At 70.6% G+C, this 16,366-nt stretch carries 14 protein-coding genes; 4 read left to right on the forward strand and 10 right to left on the reverse strand.

Features of this window, described 5'->3' with window-relative positions:
- Nucleotides 1-163: 163 nt before the first annotated feature.
- A complete protein-coding gene (locus OEY_RS0120380) occupies nucleotides 164-1,225 on the forward strand; it encodes an ArsO family NAD(P)H-dependent flavin-containing monooxygenase (protein ID WP_010595624.1) in 1,062 nt (353 codons plus the stop codon).
- Between the two features lie 62 nt (nucleotides 1,226-1,287).
- Here the strand turns inward: OEY_RS0120380 and OEY_RS0120385 are convergent, their stop codons facing one another.
- The 4 genes from OEY_RS0120385 to OEY_RS0120400 all read right to left on the reverse strand — a co-directional run bounded on the left by OEY_RS0120385 (nucleotide 1,288) and on the right by OEY_RS0120400 (nucleotide 8,167).
- Entirely contained in the window at nucleotides 1,288-2,298 is a 1,011-nt protein-coding gene (locus OEY_RS0120385) for a dihydroorotate dehydrogenase-like protein (protein WP_010595625.1), read from the reverse strand.
- Complete coding sequence (gene nifJ / locus OEY_RS0120390) at nucleotides 2,298-5,870, reverse strand: pyruvate:ferredoxin (flavodoxin) oxidoreductase (RefSeq protein WP_010595626.1); 3,573 nt, start codon at nucleotides 5,868-5,870, stop codon at nucleotides 2,298-2,300. Before nifJ ends, OEY_RS0120385 begins: the two co-directional genes overlap by 1 nt.
- Nucleotides 5,867-7,543 (reverse strand): NAD(P)-binding protein, encoded by a 1,677-nt coding sequence (locus tag OEY_RS0120395; protein WP_010595627.1) that lies wholly within the window; start codon nucleotides 7,541-7,543, stop codon nucleotides 5,867-5,869. The genes nifJ and OEY_RS0120395 overlap by 4 nt, the downstream gene beginning before the upstream one ends.
- 123 nt (nucleotides 7,544-7,666) lie before the next feature.
- Nucleotides 7,667-8,167, reverse strand: coding sequence for an ArsI/CadI family heavy metal resistance metalloenzyme (locus tag OEY_RS0120400; protein WP_010595628.1), 501 nt, complete (start codon nucleotides 8,165-8,167; stop codon nucleotides 7,667-7,669).
- A 91-nt stretch (nucleotides 8,168-8,258) separates the two neighbouring features.
- On the opposite strand from OEY_RS0120400, the gene OEY_RS0120405 reads away from it, so the two are divergent.
- Nucleotides 8,259-8,618, forward strand: coding sequence for an Rv2640c family ArsR-like transcriptional regulator (locus tag OEY_RS0120405; RefSeq protein ID WP_010595629.1), 360 nt, complete (start codon nucleotides 8,259-8,261; stop codon nucleotides 8,616-8,618).
- A gap of 66 nt (nucleotides 8,619-8,684) precedes the next feature.
- Here the strand turns inward: OEY_RS0120405 and OEY_RS0120410 are convergent, their stop codons facing one another.
- From OEY_RS0120410 to OEY_RS0120430, 5 genes are all read right to left on the reverse strand, one after another.
- Nucleotides 8,685-9,560, reverse strand: coding sequence for an amidohydrolase family protein (locus OEY_RS0120410; protein WP_010595630.1), 876 nt, complete (start codon nucleotides 9,558-9,560; stop codon nucleotides 8,685-8,687).
- 83 nt (nucleotides 9,561-9,643) lie between these two features.
- Nucleotides 9,644-10,399, reverse strand: coding sequence for an iron ABC transporter ATP-binding protein (locus OEY_RS0120415; protein ID WP_010595631.1), 756 nt, complete (start codon nucleotides 10,397-10,399; stop codon nucleotides 9,644-9,646).
- A complete protein-coding gene (locus OEY_RS0120420; RefSeq protein ID WP_234420126.1) occupies nucleotides 10,396-11,382 on the reverse strand; it encodes an iron chelate uptake ABC transporter family permease subunit in 987 nt (328 codons plus the stop codon). The genes OEY_RS0120415 and OEY_RS0120420 overlap by 4 nt, the downstream gene beginning before the upstream one ends.
- Nucleotides 11,379-12,407 carry an ABC transporter permease gene (locus tag OEY_RS0120425; protein ID WP_010595633.1) on the reverse strand — a complete coding sequence of 343 codons (1,029 nt, stop codon included), beginning with the start codon at nucleotides 12,405-12,407 and terminating at the stop codon, nucleotides 11,379-11,381. Before OEY_RS0120425 ends, OEY_RS0120420 begins: the two co-directional genes overlap by 4 nt.
- Nucleotides 12,408-12,420: 13 nt before the next feature.
- The gene (locus OEY_RS0120430) at nucleotides 12,421-13,389 is read right to left on the reverse strand and encodes a siderophore ABC transporter substrate-binding protein (RefSeq protein WP_010595634.1); all 969 of its coding nucleotides are present in this window, start codon (nucleotides 13,387-13,389) and stop codon (nucleotides 12,421-12,423) included.
- A gap of 167 nt (nucleotides 13,390-13,556) precedes the next feature.
- On the opposite strand from OEY_RS0120430, the gene OEY_RS0120435 reads away from it, so the two are divergent.
- On the forward strand, nucleotides 13,557-14,561 hold the full coding sequence (locus OEY_RS0120435; RefSeq protein WP_010595635.1) for an acrylyl-CoA reductase family protein: 1,005 nt from the start codon (nucleotides 13,557-13,559) through the stop codon (nucleotides 14,559-14,561).
- A gap of 7 nt (nucleotides 14,562-14,568) precedes the next feature.
- Here OEY_RS0120435 and OEY_RS0120440 read toward each other — a convergent pair whose 3' ends face one another.
- Complete coding sequence (locus OEY_RS0120440; RefSeq protein WP_010595636.1) at nucleotides 14,569-15,156, reverse strand: ribonuclease H family protein; 588 nt, start codon at nucleotides 15,154-15,156, stop codon at nucleotides 14,569-14,571.
- Between the two features lie 176 nt (nucleotides 15,157-15,332).
- Between OEY_RS0120440 and OEY_RS0120445 the strand changes: the two genes are divergently transcribed.
- Nucleotides 15,333-16,271 carry a DNA-3-methyladenine glycosylase family protein gene (locus tag OEY_RS0120445; protein WP_010595637.1) on the forward strand — a complete coding sequence of 313 codons (939 nt, stop codon included), beginning with the start codon at nucleotides 15,333-15,335 and terminating at the stop codon, nucleotides 16,269-16,271.
- Nucleotides 16,272-16,366: the final 95 nt, after the last annotated feature.

The raw sequence follows: 16,366 nt of genomic DNA on the forward strand, positions 1-16,366 counted from the left end.
TCCCCGTGCCGGACAGTGGCACTCGGACCGGTCACCTTCGAAGAGATCCCCGAACGACTGATCGTCAAGGCCGCCCTGATCGCCGCGGCGAGCCTGCTCGACGCCCCCGGTCACCCCTGACGGCCGGGATCGACGATCTGCGCACGCGATGACGAGGGAGACGATGAGCACGGTCGAGGTGGACGTCGTGGTGATCGGGGGCGGGCAGGCCGGCCTGGCCGCCGGGTACTACCTGCGCCGGGCCGGGCTCGAGTTCGTCGTCCTCGATGATCAGCCCACACCGGGCGGCGCGTGGCCTCACACCTGGCCGTCGCTGCGGCTGTTCTCCCCCGCGGAGTACGCGTCGCTGCCGGGATGGCCGATGCCGCCGTGGCGGGACGGGTTCCCACCCGCCCGGCAGGTGATCAAGTATCTGACCGCGTACGAGCGCCGCTACGGCCTGCCGGTGCGGCGGCCGGTGCGGGTGCGGGCGGTCACCCGCGACGACGACGGGGAGCGGCTGCGGGTGGACACCGCGGAGCGGGTGTGGCGGGCACGGCGGGTGATCAGCGCCACCGGCACCTGGCAGCAACCGTTCTGGCCCGCTTGTCCCGGAGCCCGCGGCTTCGCGGGCAGACAGTTGCACACCGTGCAGTACCGCACCCCGGGTGAATTCGCCGGTAAGGCGGTCGTGGTGGTCGGCGGCGGCAACTCCGGCGCCCAGCTGGTCGCCGAGATCTCGGAGGTCACCGACACCACCTGGGTGACCACCCGGCCGCCGCGGTTCCTGCCGGACGACGTCGACGGACGCGTGTTGTTCGAGATGGCCTCGCGGCGCGCGCTGGCGCTGGCGGCCGGACGCCCCGATCCGGGCGGTATCACCGACCTCGGTGACATCGTGATGGTTCCGGAGGTCCTCGCGGCCCGGGACCGCGGCGCGCTGGATCCGCTGCCGATGTTCGACCGGCTGACCCGGGACGGCATCTCGTGGGACGACACCGGGGAGAGCCGGCGCGCGGACGTGATCGTCTGGGCCACCGGATTCCGCCCCGCCCTGGCGCCGCTGCGGCCGCTGCACCTGCGCGGGCCCGACGGTTCGATCGATGTGGCGGGCACCCAGGCGTTGAAGGAACCCAAGCTGCATCTGCTCGGCTACGGGGATTGGACCGGCCCCGGCTCGGCCACGTTGATCGGGGTCGGGCGCACCGCCAAGGCCACCGTCGCCGGCCTGGCGCTGGACCTCTGAGCCGGCACCGCGGCCGGAACGCCCCTATGAGCACCCCCGGGGCTCGAGCGGGACCGGAAGCCTCACACGATGCCGTAGGCGCGGTGGTCGGCCTCGCGGAGCGCGCCGACGTAGTCACCGCGTCCGCGGCCGGTCCCGTCCGCGCCGGACGACACGGCGAGCACGCCGCGGAACTCGTCGACACTGTGATATCCCTTGCGGCGCATCCACTCACGCACACCGTCGAGCAGGACGGCGGCGTACTCGGGTCCGTGGCGCAGCAATGCCGAGGCGGACTGCACGACGTCCGCACCGGCGAGCAGATACTCGATCACGTCGGTGGCGTCCTCGACGCCGGTGGTCGCGGCCAGGTCGGCGCGCACCCGTCCCCGCAGCAACGCGATCCAGGTCTGCGGCAACCGGGTCTCCGCGCGGGTCGACAGGGTCACGGCCGGGACCACCGTGAGGGTTTCGGAATCGATGCCGGGCTGCAGGAACCGGTTGAACAGCACCAGTCCGTCGGCCCCGGCCTCGTCGAGACGGAGCGCCATCTCGCCGATCGAACTGAACTGGGGGCTCATCTTGACCGCGACCGGCACGGTGACGGCGTCCGCGACCCGGTCCAGGACGTCGAGGTGTCGTTGTTCGACGTCCCGGCCACTGATGTGCGGATCACCGGGCAGGTAGTAGATGTTCAGCTCGATGGCGGCCGCACCGGCGTCCTGCATCGAGCGTGCGTAGCCCGCCCACGCGCCCGGGGTGACGCCGTTCAGGCTGCCGATCACCGGGACGGCGACCGCCTGCGCGGCGCGTTCGAGCAGGCTCAGGTAGCGGCGCGGTCCGTGGTCCTCGACGGCGTCGTCCGGTAAGTACGACAAGGACTCGGCGTAGCTCTGCGAACCGTGCTCGGTCAGTGCCGCATTGCGTTCCGCCTCGCGCAGCAGCTGCTCCTCGAACAGCGAACACAGCACCACCGCACCGACGCCCGCGTCGGCGAGCCGGCGGACCCCACCGACCGTGCGGGACAGTGGGGATGCCGCCGCCATCAGGGGATTCGGCAGGTCCAGGCCCAGGTAGCGCGTCGACAGGTCCATCAGCGATCCTTGCGGGCGTCGGCGGTGAAGTGGTGCGACCCTTGCGATGCCATGTCCTCGTACCGGTCCCAGCGCTGAGCGATCGCCTCTTCGGCGAGGCCGAGAAGCCGGTCGTATTCCGCCGGGTCGGTGTTGGCGAGCGCGCGGTACCGCAGCTCGCGGCTGCGGTAGTCCTCGAGCGGAATCCTCGGCCGGTGCGAATCGAGCAGGAACGGATTCTCCCCGGCCGCCCGCAACACCGGGTCGTAGCGGATCAGCGGCCAGTGCCCGCTGGCCACCGCGCGGTACTGCTGGTCCATCCCGTGACGCATGTCGATACCGTGCGCGATGCACTGACTGTAGGCGATGACGAGCGACGGGCCCTCGTAGGCTTCGGCTTCCCGCATCGCCTGCAAGGTGTGCTGCGGATCGGCACCCATCGCGACCCGGGCGACGTAGACGTTGCCGTAGGCGATGGCCTGCAACGCAATGTCTTTCATCGGAACCGTCTTGCCGGCTGCGGCAAACTTCGCGATCGCGCCGAGCGGGGTGGCCTTGGACATCTGTCCCCCGGTGTTGGAATACACCTCGGTGTCGAGGACCAGGACGTTGACGTTGTGACCGCTGGCCAGGACGTGGTCGAGACCCCCGGCACCGATGTCGTAGGCCCAGCCGTCGCCGCCGACGATCCACACGCTGCGCCGCACCAGGTGGTCGAGCACACTGCGCAGGTCGGCGGTCGTGGTCGGATCAAGCTCTGCGAGAAGGGTTTCGAGTTCGGCGACTCGTTCCCGCTGGGCGCGCAGCTCGGACTCGCGCAGTTGCGGCGCCGTCAGGATGCTGTCGACGAGGTCGGCACCGACCGCCTCCCGTAGTTCGGTCAGGCGCCGCCGGGCGAGCCGGGTGTGCTCGTCGGCGGCCAGCCGGAACCCCAGCCCGAATTCGGCGTTGTCCTCGAACAGCGAGTTGGACCAGGCGGGGCCGCGTCCGTCCGCGTTGGTCGCCCAGGGGGTGGTGGGCAGATTGCCGCCGTAGATCGACGAGCAGCCCGTGGCGTTCGCGATCATCAACCGGTCGCCGAACAGTTGGGAGAGCAGCTTGAGGTACGGGGTCTCCCCGCAGCCCGCGCAGGCGCCGGGAAATTCGAACAGCGGCTCGAGGAACTGCGTTCCGCGGACGGTGCCGAAGTCCACCCGGGCCCGGTCGGCCGTCGGCAGCGTCTCGAAGAAGGCGATGTTCTCGCGTTCGGCGGCCACTCGCGGTTCGCGGGGTGCGAGGTTGATGGCCTTGGTGACCGTCGCGCCGGGAGTCACGGCGGGACAGGCCTCGACGCACAGCCCGCACCCGGTGCAGTCCTCGGCGTAGACCTGCAGGGTGTACCGGGCATCCGGCAGACCCACGGCCCCCAGTGCCGCCGAGCCGAACTGCTCCGGGGCACCGTCCAGGTGGGATTTGTCGTAGAACTTGGTGCGGATCACGCTGTGCGGACAGGCGAAACTGCAGTTTCCGCACTGGATGCAGGTGTCCGGGTCCCATGCTGCGACCAGTTCCGAAATGTTGCGCTTCTCGTAGGCGGTGGTGCCGCTCGGATAGGTCCCGTCGACGGGAAACGCGCTGACCGGCAAGGCATCCCCACGCCCGGCCATCATCTCCGCGGTGACGGTGCGGACGAACTCGGGCGCGTGCTCCGGCACGATCGGCGCCGGTACTCGGGTGGTGGTCACCCGGCCGGGCACCTCGATCCGGTGCAGCTCGTCCAACGCCCGGTCCACCGCGGCCAGTTCGCGTCGCAGCACGTCGGCTCCACGGTTGCCGTAGGTCTTCTCCACCGACTTCTTGATCCGGGCGACGGCCTGCTCACGCGGCAGCACATCCGAGATCGCGAAGAAGCAGGTCTGCAGCACGACGTTGATCCGCCCGGCGAGCCCGACCTCGCGAGCGATCCGGCCCGCGTCGACGGCGTACAGCGTGATCCCCTTGTCGAGGATCTGTTCCTGGACCCGGCGGGGCAGCGCGTCCCAGACCTTGTCCGGCCGGTGTCTGCAGTTCAGCAGCAGGGTCGCTCCCGGTGCGGCCGGTCCCAGGACGTCGATCTTGTCGAGGAATCGGAACTGATGGCAGCCGACGAGGTCCGCGCGGCTCACCAGATACGGTGCGCGGATGGGCCGCGGTCCGAAACGCAGATGCGAGACGGTCTGCGAGCCGGACTTCTTCGAGTCGTAGACGAAGTAGCCCTGCGCGTGCAGGTGTTCCTCGTCGCCGAGGATCTTGATGGTGTTCTTGTTGGCCCCGACGGTCCCGTCCGAGCCCAGGCCGTAGAAGATCGCCCGCACGGTGTCGGGGGATTCGATGTCGAAGGACGGGTCGTAGGTGATGCTGGTGCCGGACACGTCGTCGTCGATGCCGACGGTGAACCGGCGTCGGGGCCCCTCACGGGCGAGCTCGGCGAAGACGCCGGCCACCATCCCGGGCGTGAACTCCTTCGACGACAGGCCGTAGCGGCCGCCGCAGATCCGGGGCATGACGGCTCGCTCACCGTCGGCATGTGCCTCCGCGAGGGCCGCGACGACGTCGAGATACAGCGGCTCGCCGTGCGACCCGGGCTCTTTGGTGCGGTCCAGCACGCCGATCGTGCGCACCGTCGCCGGCAGCGCCGCCAGCAGCGCCTCGGCGGGAAAGGGTCGGTACAGCCGCACCTGCACCACCCCGACGCGCTCACCGCGGGCGGCGAGCGCGGCAGCGGTGTCGGATGCGGTCTGCGCCCCGGATCCCATCAAGACCAGCACCCGTTCCGCCTCGGGGTGCCCGGCGTACTGGACGATGCGCAGGCCGCGGCCGGTGCGCTCACCCAACTGCGCCATCAGCTCGTCCACCACCGCCGGAACCCGGGCGTAGAACGGGTTGACCGTCTCCCGTGCCTGGAAGTAGGTGTCCGGGTTCTGCGCGGTGCCCCGGATGAACGGCCGCTCCGGCGACAACGCGCGTCCGCGATGCTCGTGGATCAGTTCCTCGGGCACCAGTGCCCGCAGGTCGTCGTCGGTCAGCGTCTCGATGGTGTTGAGCTCGTGCGAGGTGCGGAAGCCGTCGAAGAAGTGGACGAACGGCACCCGCGTCCGCAGGGTCGCGGCCTGCGCCACCAGCGCCAGGTCGTGTGCTTCCTGCACCGAGGCCGAGGCGAGCAGCGCGAACCCGGTCTGGCGCACCGCCATCACGTCCGAATGGTCCCCGAAGATCGACAGTCCCTGCGCGGCCAGGGACCGGGCCGCAACATGCATGACCGCCGAGGTCAGCTCGCCGGCGATCTTGTACATGTTCGGGATCATCAGCAGCAGGCCCTGCGACGCGGTGAACGTCGTCGCCAGTGCCCCGCCCTGCAGCGCGCCGTGCAGCGCGCCCGCCGCGCCGCCCTCGCTCTGCATTTCCACCACACTCGGCACGGTGCCCCACAGGTTCGGCCGGTGCCGGCTGGACCATTCGTCGGCCAGCTCGGCCATCGCCGACGACGGGGTGATCGGATAGATGCAGCACACTTCGTTGAGCCGGTAGGCGACCGACACGGCCGCCTCGTTTCCGTCCACCGTGGCACGCGTCATGTCGGCTCCGGAAACATCTCGATGGCGTGCACCGGGCACTGCTCGAAGCACTCGGCGCAGCCGGTGCACTTGCCGTAGTCGTACCGGTAGCCGTGGCCGGGACCCAGCTTGACGATCGCGTCCTCCGGGCACGCGCCGAGACAGCCGTCGCACTCGAAGCAGTTGCCGCACGACAGGCACCGGCCCGCCTCGAAGGTCGCCGCCTCCGCCGACACTCCGCCGACCACCTCGTCGAATCCGGAAAGACGTTCCTCGACAGGTAATTCCGGCTGGACCCCCCGATCCGCGTCGGCGAAGTACCACAGGTGCAGCTGGTCGAACGTCGCGATCGGATGCTTGGCGGGTCGCTCGCCGGACACTCGACGCAGCCAGGCGTCGATGTGGTGCGCCGCCTTCTTCCCGTGCCCCACCCCCACCGTGACGGTGCGCTCGCCGGGCACCATGTCGCCGCCTGCGAACACCCCGGGGCAGCCGGTCATCAGCGACTCGTCCACCCGCACGCTGCCGTCCCGCTCGAACTCGACCCCGGGCAGCGTGCGCATGAACGCCGACTCGGTCTCCTGGCCGATCGCCATGATCAGGGTGTCCGCGGCCAGCGTCTCGAAACGGCCGGTGGGCCGTGGACGACCGGACTCGTCGAGTTCCATGACCTCGACCTGCAGTTCGGGCCCGTCGAAGGCGGTGACCGTGCGTAGCCAGTTGATCCGCACGCCTTCGCGTTCGGCGTCCTCGGCCTCCTCCGCGTGGGCGGGCATCTGCTCGCGGGTGCGGCGATAGACGATGACCGCGTCCTCGGCCCCGAGCCGGCGGGCCACCCGGGCCGCGTCCATCGCCGTGTTGCCGGCGCCGTAGACGGCCACGTGCCGCCCGACGGGCGGGTTCTCCCCGGAGGCGACACCGCGCAGGAACGACACCGCGTCGATCATCGTGCCCGCGTCGCAGGCCGGGATGTCGACCCGTTTGGCCAGATGCGCGCCGACCGCGACGAACACCGCGTCGAAACCGCCCTCCGCGCGTTCCGCCGCGAGATCCTCGACCCGGTGGTTGCAGGTCAGCCGCACCCCCAGTGCCGCGACCCGCTCCAGCTCCGCCTCGAGCACGTCGCGCGGAAGCCGGTAGTTCGGGATGCCGTAGCGCATCATCCCGCCGGGCGCGGCGCCGGCGTCGCGGATCTCGACGTCGTGGCCGCGGCGGGCGAGGTGACAGGCGGCAGACAGCCCGCTCGGCCCGGCACCGATCACCAGTACCCGCTTGCCGGTGCGGGTGGGGGGCGGCTCGAACATCCAGCCCTGCTCGCGTGCCCGGTCGCCGAGAAAACGCTCCACCGAATGGATGGACACGGCGCTGTCCAGAGTGGCGCGGTTGCAGACGGATTCGCAGGGGTGGTAGCACACCCGGCCGTGGACGGCGGCGAACGGATTGTCGGCGACGAGCTGCCGCCAGGCCTGCTCGTACCGGCCGGCCTTCGCGTGCGCGAGCCAGGCCTGGATGTTCTCCCCGGCGGGGCACCGTGCGTTGCACGGCGGCAGCAGATCCACATACACGGGCCGACGGCGGCGCACCGGCCCCGCGCGGGGACGGCCGTGCACCAGATCCGGCAGCGGCGTGAGCTCCTCCGACGGCCGGGCCGGACGCCCGCCCGTCGCCCCGCCACTGCGCTCGTCGGCAGTCATCCCCTCACGATAGGGCTCCGGCCGGGTGTCCGGCACCGGATTGCGGCGGCGCCGGCATGCCGACGACGCGCCGGCTCGGGCCCGCCTACGGGCGGGGGCCCGGAGCGGGGCCGTGGGTGTCGCTCAGCAGCACGTCGTCGCGGCCGGCGCCTTCTCGGTGCCGGTCGCCGATTCCTGCTCCCGTTCGGCGGCGGAGCCGCAGCACACGCCCTCCGCGTTCTCGTCCTGGTCGAGCAGCTTCGGGCTCGTGCCGAAGGTCTCGCTGTCGGCGAGGACGGTGTAGACCTCCCACTTCTCCCCCGCCGGGCCGGTGACCCACACCTTGTCCTGGGTGGCGAAGCAGCAGGTGGTGCCGATCTCCTCGTCGGTGAACAGTCCTTCGTCCGTGAGGCGGGCGATCTCGGAGTGCACCTTCTCGCTCGAGTCGACCTCGACGCCGAGATGGTTGATCGAGCCGCCCTTGCCCGCGTTCTCGATCAGGACGAGCTTCAACGGCGGCTCGGCGATCGCGAAGTTCGCGTAGCCGGGCTTCAGCTTGGCCGGCTCGGTGCCGAACAGCTTGGTGTAGAACGTCACGGCCTCCTGCAGGTCGTCGACGTTGAGGGCGAGCTGGACGCGGGACATGATGACCTCCACCTGTGAGACATACGTCGAATTGCTGGTTTCACTGTCGTCACCTTTTTGACATATGTCAAGAGGGGTGGATGATGGGGGCATGCCCAAGGCGCTCCCGGTCATCGACGTCTCCGCCCCCATCTGCTGCGCGCCGGTCTCGGCGGCACCGATGAGCGAGGCAGCCGCCCTCGAGGTGGCGCTGCGGCTCAAGGCGCTCGCCGACCCGACCCGCATCCAGCTGATGTCGATCCTGCTCACCACCCGTGAGGACGACGTGTGCACGTGCGATCTGGCGTCGGCCGTCGGGCTGACGGAGTCGACCGTCAGCCACCACCTCGGCCAGCTGCGCAAGGCGGGGATGGTGCAATCGACCCGCCGCGGCATGAACGTCCACCACCGTGCCTGCAGCGACGCACTGCAGGCACTCCGCCTCGTCCTCGACCCCCACTGCTGCACCTGAGTGGCCGAATGTCACACCGGTTCGATCACATCGAACCGGTGTGACATTCGGCCGGACGGCCCCCGCTCACACCGCGCCGAACAGTGCCTCCGCGTTGTCCCAGCACACCGCGCGGACCCATTCGCTGCCGAGATCGAGCCGTTCGACCGCCTCGAGCTGATGGATGTACGGGTACGGGATGTTCGGGAAGTCGCTGCCGAACAGCACCTTCGAGCCCAGTGCCCGCAGCCGCGGCAGCTCGTCCTCCGGGAACGGCATCGACTCCTGGGTGAAGTCGGTGAACGCCATGGTCGTGTCGAGGTGCACCCGCGGATATTTCTCGGCCAGTTCGAGGAACTCGCGATACTCGGGCATGCCCATGTGCGCGACGATCAGCGCCAGCCGCGGGAACCGGTCCAGCAGCGCGGCGATCGGCCCGGGCCCGGTGTGCGCGCCCGGCGCCGGCCCCGAGCCGCAGTGGATGACGATCGGCACCCCGGCGTCTTCGAGCAGGCCCCACACCGGATCGAGCAGCGGATCGTTGGGGTCGTAGTCCCCGACCTGGATGTGCGACTTGAACACCCGTGCGCCGTGCTCGAGCGCCGCGGCGACATAGTCACCCGCCTCGGGCTCGGGGTAGAACGTCGCGGTGTGCAGGCAGTCGGGGGTGCGGGCCGCGAAGTCCACGGCCCAGGAATTCAGCCACGCGGCCATCGCGGGCTTGTGCGGGTAGAGCATCGCCGTGAATCGACGGACCTCGAAACGCCGCAGCCGCTCGACGCGTTCCTCCTCGGCGTGCCGATAGGTGATGGGCCATTCGCGTCCCACGAGCGGTCCGGCGGAATCGAAGTATCCCCACACCTTGTCCATGACGCTCTTGGGCATGAAGTGGGTGTGCACGTCGATCAGACCGTCGAGGCCGTGCCGGTCCCGGAAGTCGGCTACCTGCTGCGCTTCGTCCATCCCCCGAAGGTAGCGACCCCACCGCCGGTGCGCCTTTTGGGCTGCCCCAGCCGCCCGAAGGACACACCGGCGCCGAAGGCGCCTCAGAAGTACACGGCGATGCGACGGCCGTCGATCTCGTGCACGGCGATGTCCATGTCGTAGACCTTGCGCAGCACCTCGGGCCGGAGGATCTCGTCGACGTCCCCGTCGGCGACGACGGCACCGTCGCGCATCGCGACGATGCGATCGGAGTGGCACGACGCGAAGTTGATGTCGTGGATCACCAGGATCACGGTCTTGCCCATCTCGTGGGCCATCCGTCGCAGCAGCTGCATCATGTGCTGCGAGTGCTTCATGTCCAGGTTGTTCAGCGGTTCGTCGAGCAGCACGTAGTCGGTGTCCTGCGCGAGCACCATCGCGACGAACGCCCGCTGCCGCTGCCCGCCGGAGAGCTGGTCGAGGAAGCGGTGCTCGAACCCGCCCAGGCCGGTGTACTCGATGGCGCGGTCGACCGCGTCGTGGCAGGACGCCGACAGCCGGCCCTTCGAATGCGGGAAGCGCCCGAACTCGACGAGTTCACGCACCGACAACCGCACCGCGGTGGTGTTGTCCTGGCGCAGCACCGACAGTTTCTTCGCCAGCGCGTCCGAGGGGGTGGCCCGCAGGTCGAGCCCGTCGATGCTGACCGATCCGGCGTCGGAGTCGAGCAGCCGCGCGACGATGGTCAGCAGTGTCGACTTGCCGGCGCCGTTGGCACCGATGATCGACGTGAGCCCGCCGCGCGGGACGTCGATATCGACGGGCCCGAGCACGGTGGTGCCGGCGTAGTTCTTGGCGAGATCCCGGACGGTGATCACAGGCGTGCACCCCTCACGAGCAGGGAGATGAAGTAGATGCCGCCGACGAAGTTGACGACGACGATGAGGCTCGAGTTGTAGTCGAGCAGCCGGGCGAGGACGAACTGCCCGCCGACCAGCGCGACGATCGCGACGAGCGTCGCGGCGGGCACCGTCCAGCGGTGCCGGAACGTGCCGACGAGTTCCCGGGCCAGGTTGGCCACCAACAGCCCGAGGAACGTGATGGGCCCGACGAGCGCGGTGGACACCGAGACCAGCACCGCGACGACGATCAGCGCGCGAGTGACGACGCGCCGATGGTCGACGCCGAGGCCGACCGCGTGCTCGCGGCCCAGCGCGACGACGTCGAGCTGACGCAGCAGCGGCACCGAGAACGCCGTCGCCGCGACGACGAGCAGGGCCGACACGGCGAGCAGGTCGACCTGCACGTTGTTGAAGCTGGCGAACAGCACGTCCTGCAGGGTCATGAAGTCGTTGGGGTCGATCAGCCGTGACACCAGCGACGACAGCCCCCCGAACAGGGCGCCGAGCACGATACCCACGAGCACCAGCACGTACAGGTCGCGGGATCCGCGGTCGAAGAGCCATCGGAACAGCACGAGCGCGAAGGCGACCATGGCGAGCACCTCGACCCCGAACTTCAGGCGCGGATCCAGTGTCGCGAGGGCGCTCGCGCCGAACAGGAACACCACGAGGGTCTGCAGCAGCATGAACAGGCTGTCGAAGCCCATCACGCCCGGGGTGAGGATGCGGTTGTTGGTGACGGTCTGGAAGATCACCGCGGCGAAGGCGGTGGCGTAGCCGACGAGCACCATCGACAGCACCTGCCGGCTGCGGATCTTCATGGCGAAGTCCCACGAGCCGGTGACGAAGAGGAACAGGTAGGCGCACACCGCCAGTGCGGCGACGACGCCGAGCACGACGAGCACGCGGGCAGGGTTCCGGCGACGGGTCGCGGGGGGTGCGGCGAGGACCTGGCTCATCGCGCACCTCGCCGGGTGCGCAGGATCAGCGCGATGAACACGACGGCGCCGACGACGCTCGCGACGGTGCCGACCGGGATCTCGTACGGGTAGCGGATGACACGGCCGACGACGTCGCAGGCGAGCACGAATCCGGCGCCGGCGAGCGCGGTGATCGGCAGGACGCGGCGCAGGTTGTCGCCGAGCGCCATGGTGACCAGGTTGGGCACGACGAGGCCGAGGAACGGGATGGCGCCGACGACGACGGTGACGACGGCGGTGGTGACGGCGACGACGACCATCCCGATGTTGATCACCAGCTGGTACGGGACGCCGAGGTTCTTCGCGAAGCCCTCGCCGAGGCCGGCCACGGTGAAGCGGTCGGCGTACAGATAGGCGACGGCCATGACGGCGACGACGACCCAGATGATCTCGTAGCGGCCGCGCAGGATGCCGGAGAAGTCGCCGCTGGTCCACGTGTTCAGGGCCTGCATCAGTTCGAGCCGGTAGGCGAAGAACGTGGTGACGGCCATGACGACGCCGCCGAACATGAGGCCGACGAGCGGCACGACGATCATGTCGGTGAACCGGACACGGCGCAGCAGCCGCAGGAACAGGAAGGTGCCGACGAGGGAGAAGGCGACGGCGACGAGCATCTTGCCGAGCACGGACTGGCCGCCGAGGAACAGGGTCGCGACGAGGATGCCGAGCAGGGCCCATTCGACGGTGCCGGCGGTGTCCGGCGCCACGAACCGGTTGCGGGTCAGGTGCTGCATGATCAGGCCGGACACGCTCAGGGCGGCGCCGGCGAGCAGGATCGCGATCAGTCGGGGCACGCGCGAGACGAAGAACACCTCGAGGGTCGCGGTGTCGCCGCGCAGCAGGTCTGCGGGCGTGACGTCGGCGACGCCGACGAACAGGGACGCGAAGGCGGCGACGGCGAGCAGCACGGCGCCCAGCAGGACGGGACGCAGACGCACGGCCGGGCCGGCGGCCGCACGCGGGGTGCGGTCGCCGGCCCGGCCGGTCGTTACGGGGGCGCTCACGGGCGGGAGGAGGTCATGCCGCCGCGGCCGTGCCGACGGCCTGCCCGACGACGTCGATCTGGGACTGGACGGAGCTCAGCGCGCTCGGCGCCATGTACCAGGTGTACAGGTCGAGGTAGGTGATCCGGCCTTCCTTCGCGGCCGTGGTGCCGCCGACGAGGGGGTTGTCGAGGACTCGGGACGCGTTGGGGCCGGTGGTGTCGCCGAGGGGTGCCTCGCGGTCCTGGACGAACATCAGGTCGGGATCGGCCTGGGCGATGTACTCGAAGGACACGGCGTCCCCGTGGGCGACGTCGTCGGCGAAGGTCTCCGACACGGGCTTGACGCCGAGGTCGTGGATGATGCCGTACCGGGAGCCGGGTCCGTACGCGGTGACCTCGGCGGCCTCGACGCGCGCGATGAGCCCGCGCAGATTCGCCTGTGCGGCCGCCGCGGACACGGCGTCGAACGACTCCTCGATGCCGGCGAACTTCTCCTCGAACGCGTCCTCGGCTCCGAAGATGGTGGCGAGGTTGCGGTTCTGCGTCTCGACGCTGTTCAGGAAGTCCTTGGAGTCGACGGAGAGGTCGACGGTCGGGGCGATCTCGCTGAGCGCGTCGTAGCTGGTGGCCGACCGGGCGGCGACGATGATGAGGTCGGGCTCGAGGGCGTTGACGGCCTCGAAGTCGGGCTCGAACAGCGATCCGACCTTGGCGACGTCGTCGCCCCGGTAGCGTGCGAACGATTCGGGCCAGTTCGTGAGGGCGGGGACGCCGACGGCATCGGGCAGGTCGAGGTCGATCATGGACTGCAGGACGCTCTGGTCGAAGACCACGACCCGTTCGGGATCGACGGGCACCTCGGTCTCGCCCTGGGCGTGACTGATGACCACGGTCGCGCCGGTGTCCGCCGCGGTGTCGGAGGAGGTGTCGGAGGAGCAGGCGGAAAGCCCGAGCGAGGCGGCCGCGATTAACGCGACGGCGGCGGACAACCGGATACGCATGGGCAATCTCCTTGAAAATTGAACTTCCGGGGTAGGCGAAGCCGCTCGTGCGGTCCCGCCGCCACCCCGAACTCAGCGAAGCGTTGCCTAACTTAGCATGCCTTTACTTACCGTTGGCAAGAGTCGTGTCTCCACACGGACGAGCGCGCCGCCACTACGGTCGGATCATGACCTCCACCACGTTCTCCGCCTGGGTCGCGCGCGAGCACGACGGCGCGATCGACTTCGCCCCCGAGACCGTCGACGAGACGATGCTGCCCGACGACGGCATCACCGTCCGCGTCCTGCACTCGAGCGTCAACTACAAGGACGCCCTCGCCGTCGTCCCGCGCGGCGGCGTGGTCCGCAACTACCCGATCATTCCCGGCATCGACCTCGCCGGTGAGGTCGTCACCTCGGATCACCCCGACTTCGCGCCGGGCGACCGGGTCCTCGCGCACGGCTACGAGATCGGCACCGGCCGGCACGGCGGCTACGCCGAGTACGCCCGCGTCCCCGCCGACCAGCTCGTCCGGCTCGGCGAGCTCTCCACGGCCGACGCCGCCGCCATCGGCACCGCCGGCTTCACCGCGGCGCTCAGCGTGCAGGCGCTGCTGCGGCACGGCCTGACCCCGGACGACGGACCCATCGTCGTCACCGGCGCCTCCGGCGGCGTGGGCACCGTCAGCGTCGACCTGCTCGCCGCGGCCGGATTCGAGGTGGTCGCCTCGACCGGCAAGCCGGAAGCCCACGACCTGCTCACCGAGCTGGGCGCCGCCTCAGTGATCGGACGGCTGCCCGAGGACCCCGACGCGAAGCCGCGACCGCTCGGCAAGGCGCACTGGGCGGGGGCCGTGGACTGCGTCGGCGGCGCGACCCTCGCCCATGTCCTCAGCACCGTGCAGTGGGGCGGCGCGGTCGCCGCGAGCGGGCTCACCGGCGGCGCCGCCTTGCAGACCACGGTGATGCCGTTCATCCTGCGCAGCGTCGCGCTACTGGGAATCGACTCGGTGCAGCTGCCCATCGTCCCGCGGCGCGAGCTGTGGGAGCGCCTCGCGGGCGACCTGCGTCCCCGGCACCTGGCCGACATCATGCGCCGCATCCCCGCCCGGGAGCTGGTGTCCGTGCTCGATCTCGTGCGGGCCGGCAAGTTCACCGGCCGGGCGGTGATCGAGGTCGCCGACGGATTCTGACGGCTCGTCAGAAGAGGGTGAGCTCGACCTCCTCGACCACCTTCACCGTCCGGCGCACCGCCTTCTTCGCCCGCGCGGGCGCGGGGGTCGGCTCGGGCCGCGCGGGCGCGGGGGTCGGCTCGGGCCCGGCCGGTTCGGAGACGGGCGCCTTCGGAGCGGGCGGGGCCGCCCCCTGGGCGCGTGCCGCCTCGCCCGCCAGTTTGTCGGCGAGTTCGTTGAAGTGGTTGCCGACGTGCCCGCGCACCCACCGGAACCGCACCGGCCCGGACCGCTCGGCGAGGACGCGATCGATGGCCTGGACCAGGTCGAGGTTCTTCACCGGCGCGCCCGTCGCCGTCTTCCAGCCCTTGCGCTTCCATCCGGGCAGCCACTCCGAGGCGCACTTGATGGCGTATTGCGAGTCGGATTCGATGATCATCGGTTCCGGACCGGGGTGGGCCTTCAGCGCCTCGAGCAGCGCCCGCAGCTCGGCGATCTGATTGGTGCCGGAGCGTTCCCCGCCGGCCCGGCTCGGCCCTTCGTGATTGACCCACGCCCATCCGATGGCGCCGCCCGGGTTTCGAAGGCACGAACCGTCGGTGCTCACGATGATCATGTGCCAGACCATATCCCGTGGCAGAGGCGACGTCGCGCCCGAGGCACCGACGCGCCGCGGCTGTGCAGAAATCGCGGCCCTCCTCGGCGTGTCGGCACGAGAAGCGCACACTCGGCGGGTCGCCGCCTTCGATCCGCACCTCGTCGCCCGGTACGGCGGCACAGTACGGTGGACCGGTGCCCGTCCCCGCTCCACCCAGCACCGGCGCGCTCGTCGTCCGCGCCGACCTGCCCCGGCCGGTGGACGTCGCGCTGACGTTGCAGCCGCTCCAGCGCGGCCCCTACGACCCCTGCCACCGCCGTGACGGGCACGCGGTGTGGCGCACGTCCCGGTTGGCGTCGGGGCCGGTCACCTACCGGCTCGTGCAGGACGGTCCACGTGGCGTGCGCTGCCAGGCGTGGGGTCCCGGAGCCGCGGAACTGGCAGACCGTCTTCCCACCCTGCTCGGCGCCGACGACGATCCGACCGGGTTCCGGCCCGAGCATCCGCGCCTGGCCGAGGCCCATCGACGTCTCCCGGCCCTGCGGATCCCACGCACCGGCCGCGTGCTCGAGGCGCTGGTCCCGGCGATCCTCGAACAGCGGGTGCACGCCGTCGCGGCGTTCGCGTCGTGGCGGCGGCTCGTCACCTGGTTCGGCGACGACCCGCCCGGCCCGGCACCGGAGGGGATGCGGGTGCCGCCGGCCGCCGAGACGTGGCGCCGCGTTCCGTCGTGGGAGTTCCACCGGGCGAACGTCGACCCCGGCCGGGCCCGCACCGTCGTGCGCTGCGCCCAGCTGGCCGACCGGCTCGAGCGGCTCGTCGACCTCGATCCCGTCGAGGCACAGCGCAGACTGCACTCGATCCCGGGCGTGGGGATCTGGACCGCCGCCGAGGTCGCGCAGCGCGCCTTCGGAGACGCGGACGCGCTGTCGGTGGGCGACTACCACCTCGCGAAGATCGTCGGCTGGTCGCTGCTCGGCGCGCCACTGGACGACGCCGGCATGGTGGAGTACCTGGAACCCCTTCGGCCACATCGTTACCGGGCCGTGCGGCTGATCATGGCGACCGGCGGGGCTGGGCGGGTCCCGCGGCGGGGGCCGCGCACGCCGATCACCGATCATCGTCGGCACTGAGCAGGTCCCCGCGCCGGTCGCGCCGCCGGGGCCGGAGTCGTCGGCCCGGTACCGCCGGGCTGCGCTGCCGCGGCGCCGACGGCTGACCGTCGGAT

The sequence above is a fragment of the Rhodococcus sp. P14 genome (assembly GCF_000256505.1).
GTDB lineage: Bacteria > Actinomycetota > Actinomycetes > Mycobacteriales > Mycobacteriaceae > Rhodococcus > Rhodococcus ruber.

Coding starts and splice junctions, on each gene's coding strand:
- OEY_RS0120380 (WP_010595624.1), top strand. CDS start 164: ATGAGCACGGTCGAGGTGGACGTCGTGGTGATCGGGGGCGGGCAGGCC.
- OEY_RS0120385 (WP_010595625.1), bottom strand. CDS start 2,298: ATGGACCTGTCGACGCGCTACCTGGGCCTGGACCTGCCGAATCCCCTG.
- nifJ (WP_010595626.1), bottom strand. CDS start 5,870: ATGACGCGTGCCACGGTGGACGGAAACGAGGCGGCCGTGTCGGTCGCC.
- OEY_RS0120395 (WP_010595627.1), bottom strand. CDS start 7,543: ATGACTGCCGACGAGCGCAGTGGCGGGGCGACGGGCGGGCGTCCGGCC.
- OEY_RS0120400 (WP_010595628.1), bottom strand. CDS start 8,167: ATGTCCCGCGTCCAGCTCGCCCTCAACGTCGACGACCTGCAGGAGGCC.
- OEY_RS0120405 (WP_010595629.1), top strand. CDS start 8,259: ATGCCCAAGGCGCTCCCGGTCATCGACGTCTCCGCCCCCATCTGCTGC.
- OEY_RS0120410 (WP_010595630.1), bottom strand. CDS start 9,560: ATGGACGAAGCGCAGCAGGTAGCCGACTTCCGGGACCGGCACGGCCTC.
- OEY_RS0120420 (WP_234420126.1), bottom strand. CDS start 11,382: ATGAGCCAGGTCCTCGCCGCACCCCCCGCGACCCGTCGCCGGAACCCT.
- OEY_RS0120430 (WP_010595634.1), bottom strand. CDS start 13,389: ATGCGTATCCGGTTGTCCGCCGCCGTCGCGTTAATCGCGGCCGCCTCG.
- OEY_RS0120435 (WP_010595635.1), top strand. CDS start 13,557: ATGACCTCCACCACGTTCTCCGCCTGGGTCGCGCGCGAGCACGACGGC.
- OEY_RS0120440 (WP_010595636.1), bottom strand. CDS start 15,156: ATGATCATCGTGAGCACCGACGGTTCGTGCCTTCGAAACCCGGGCGGC.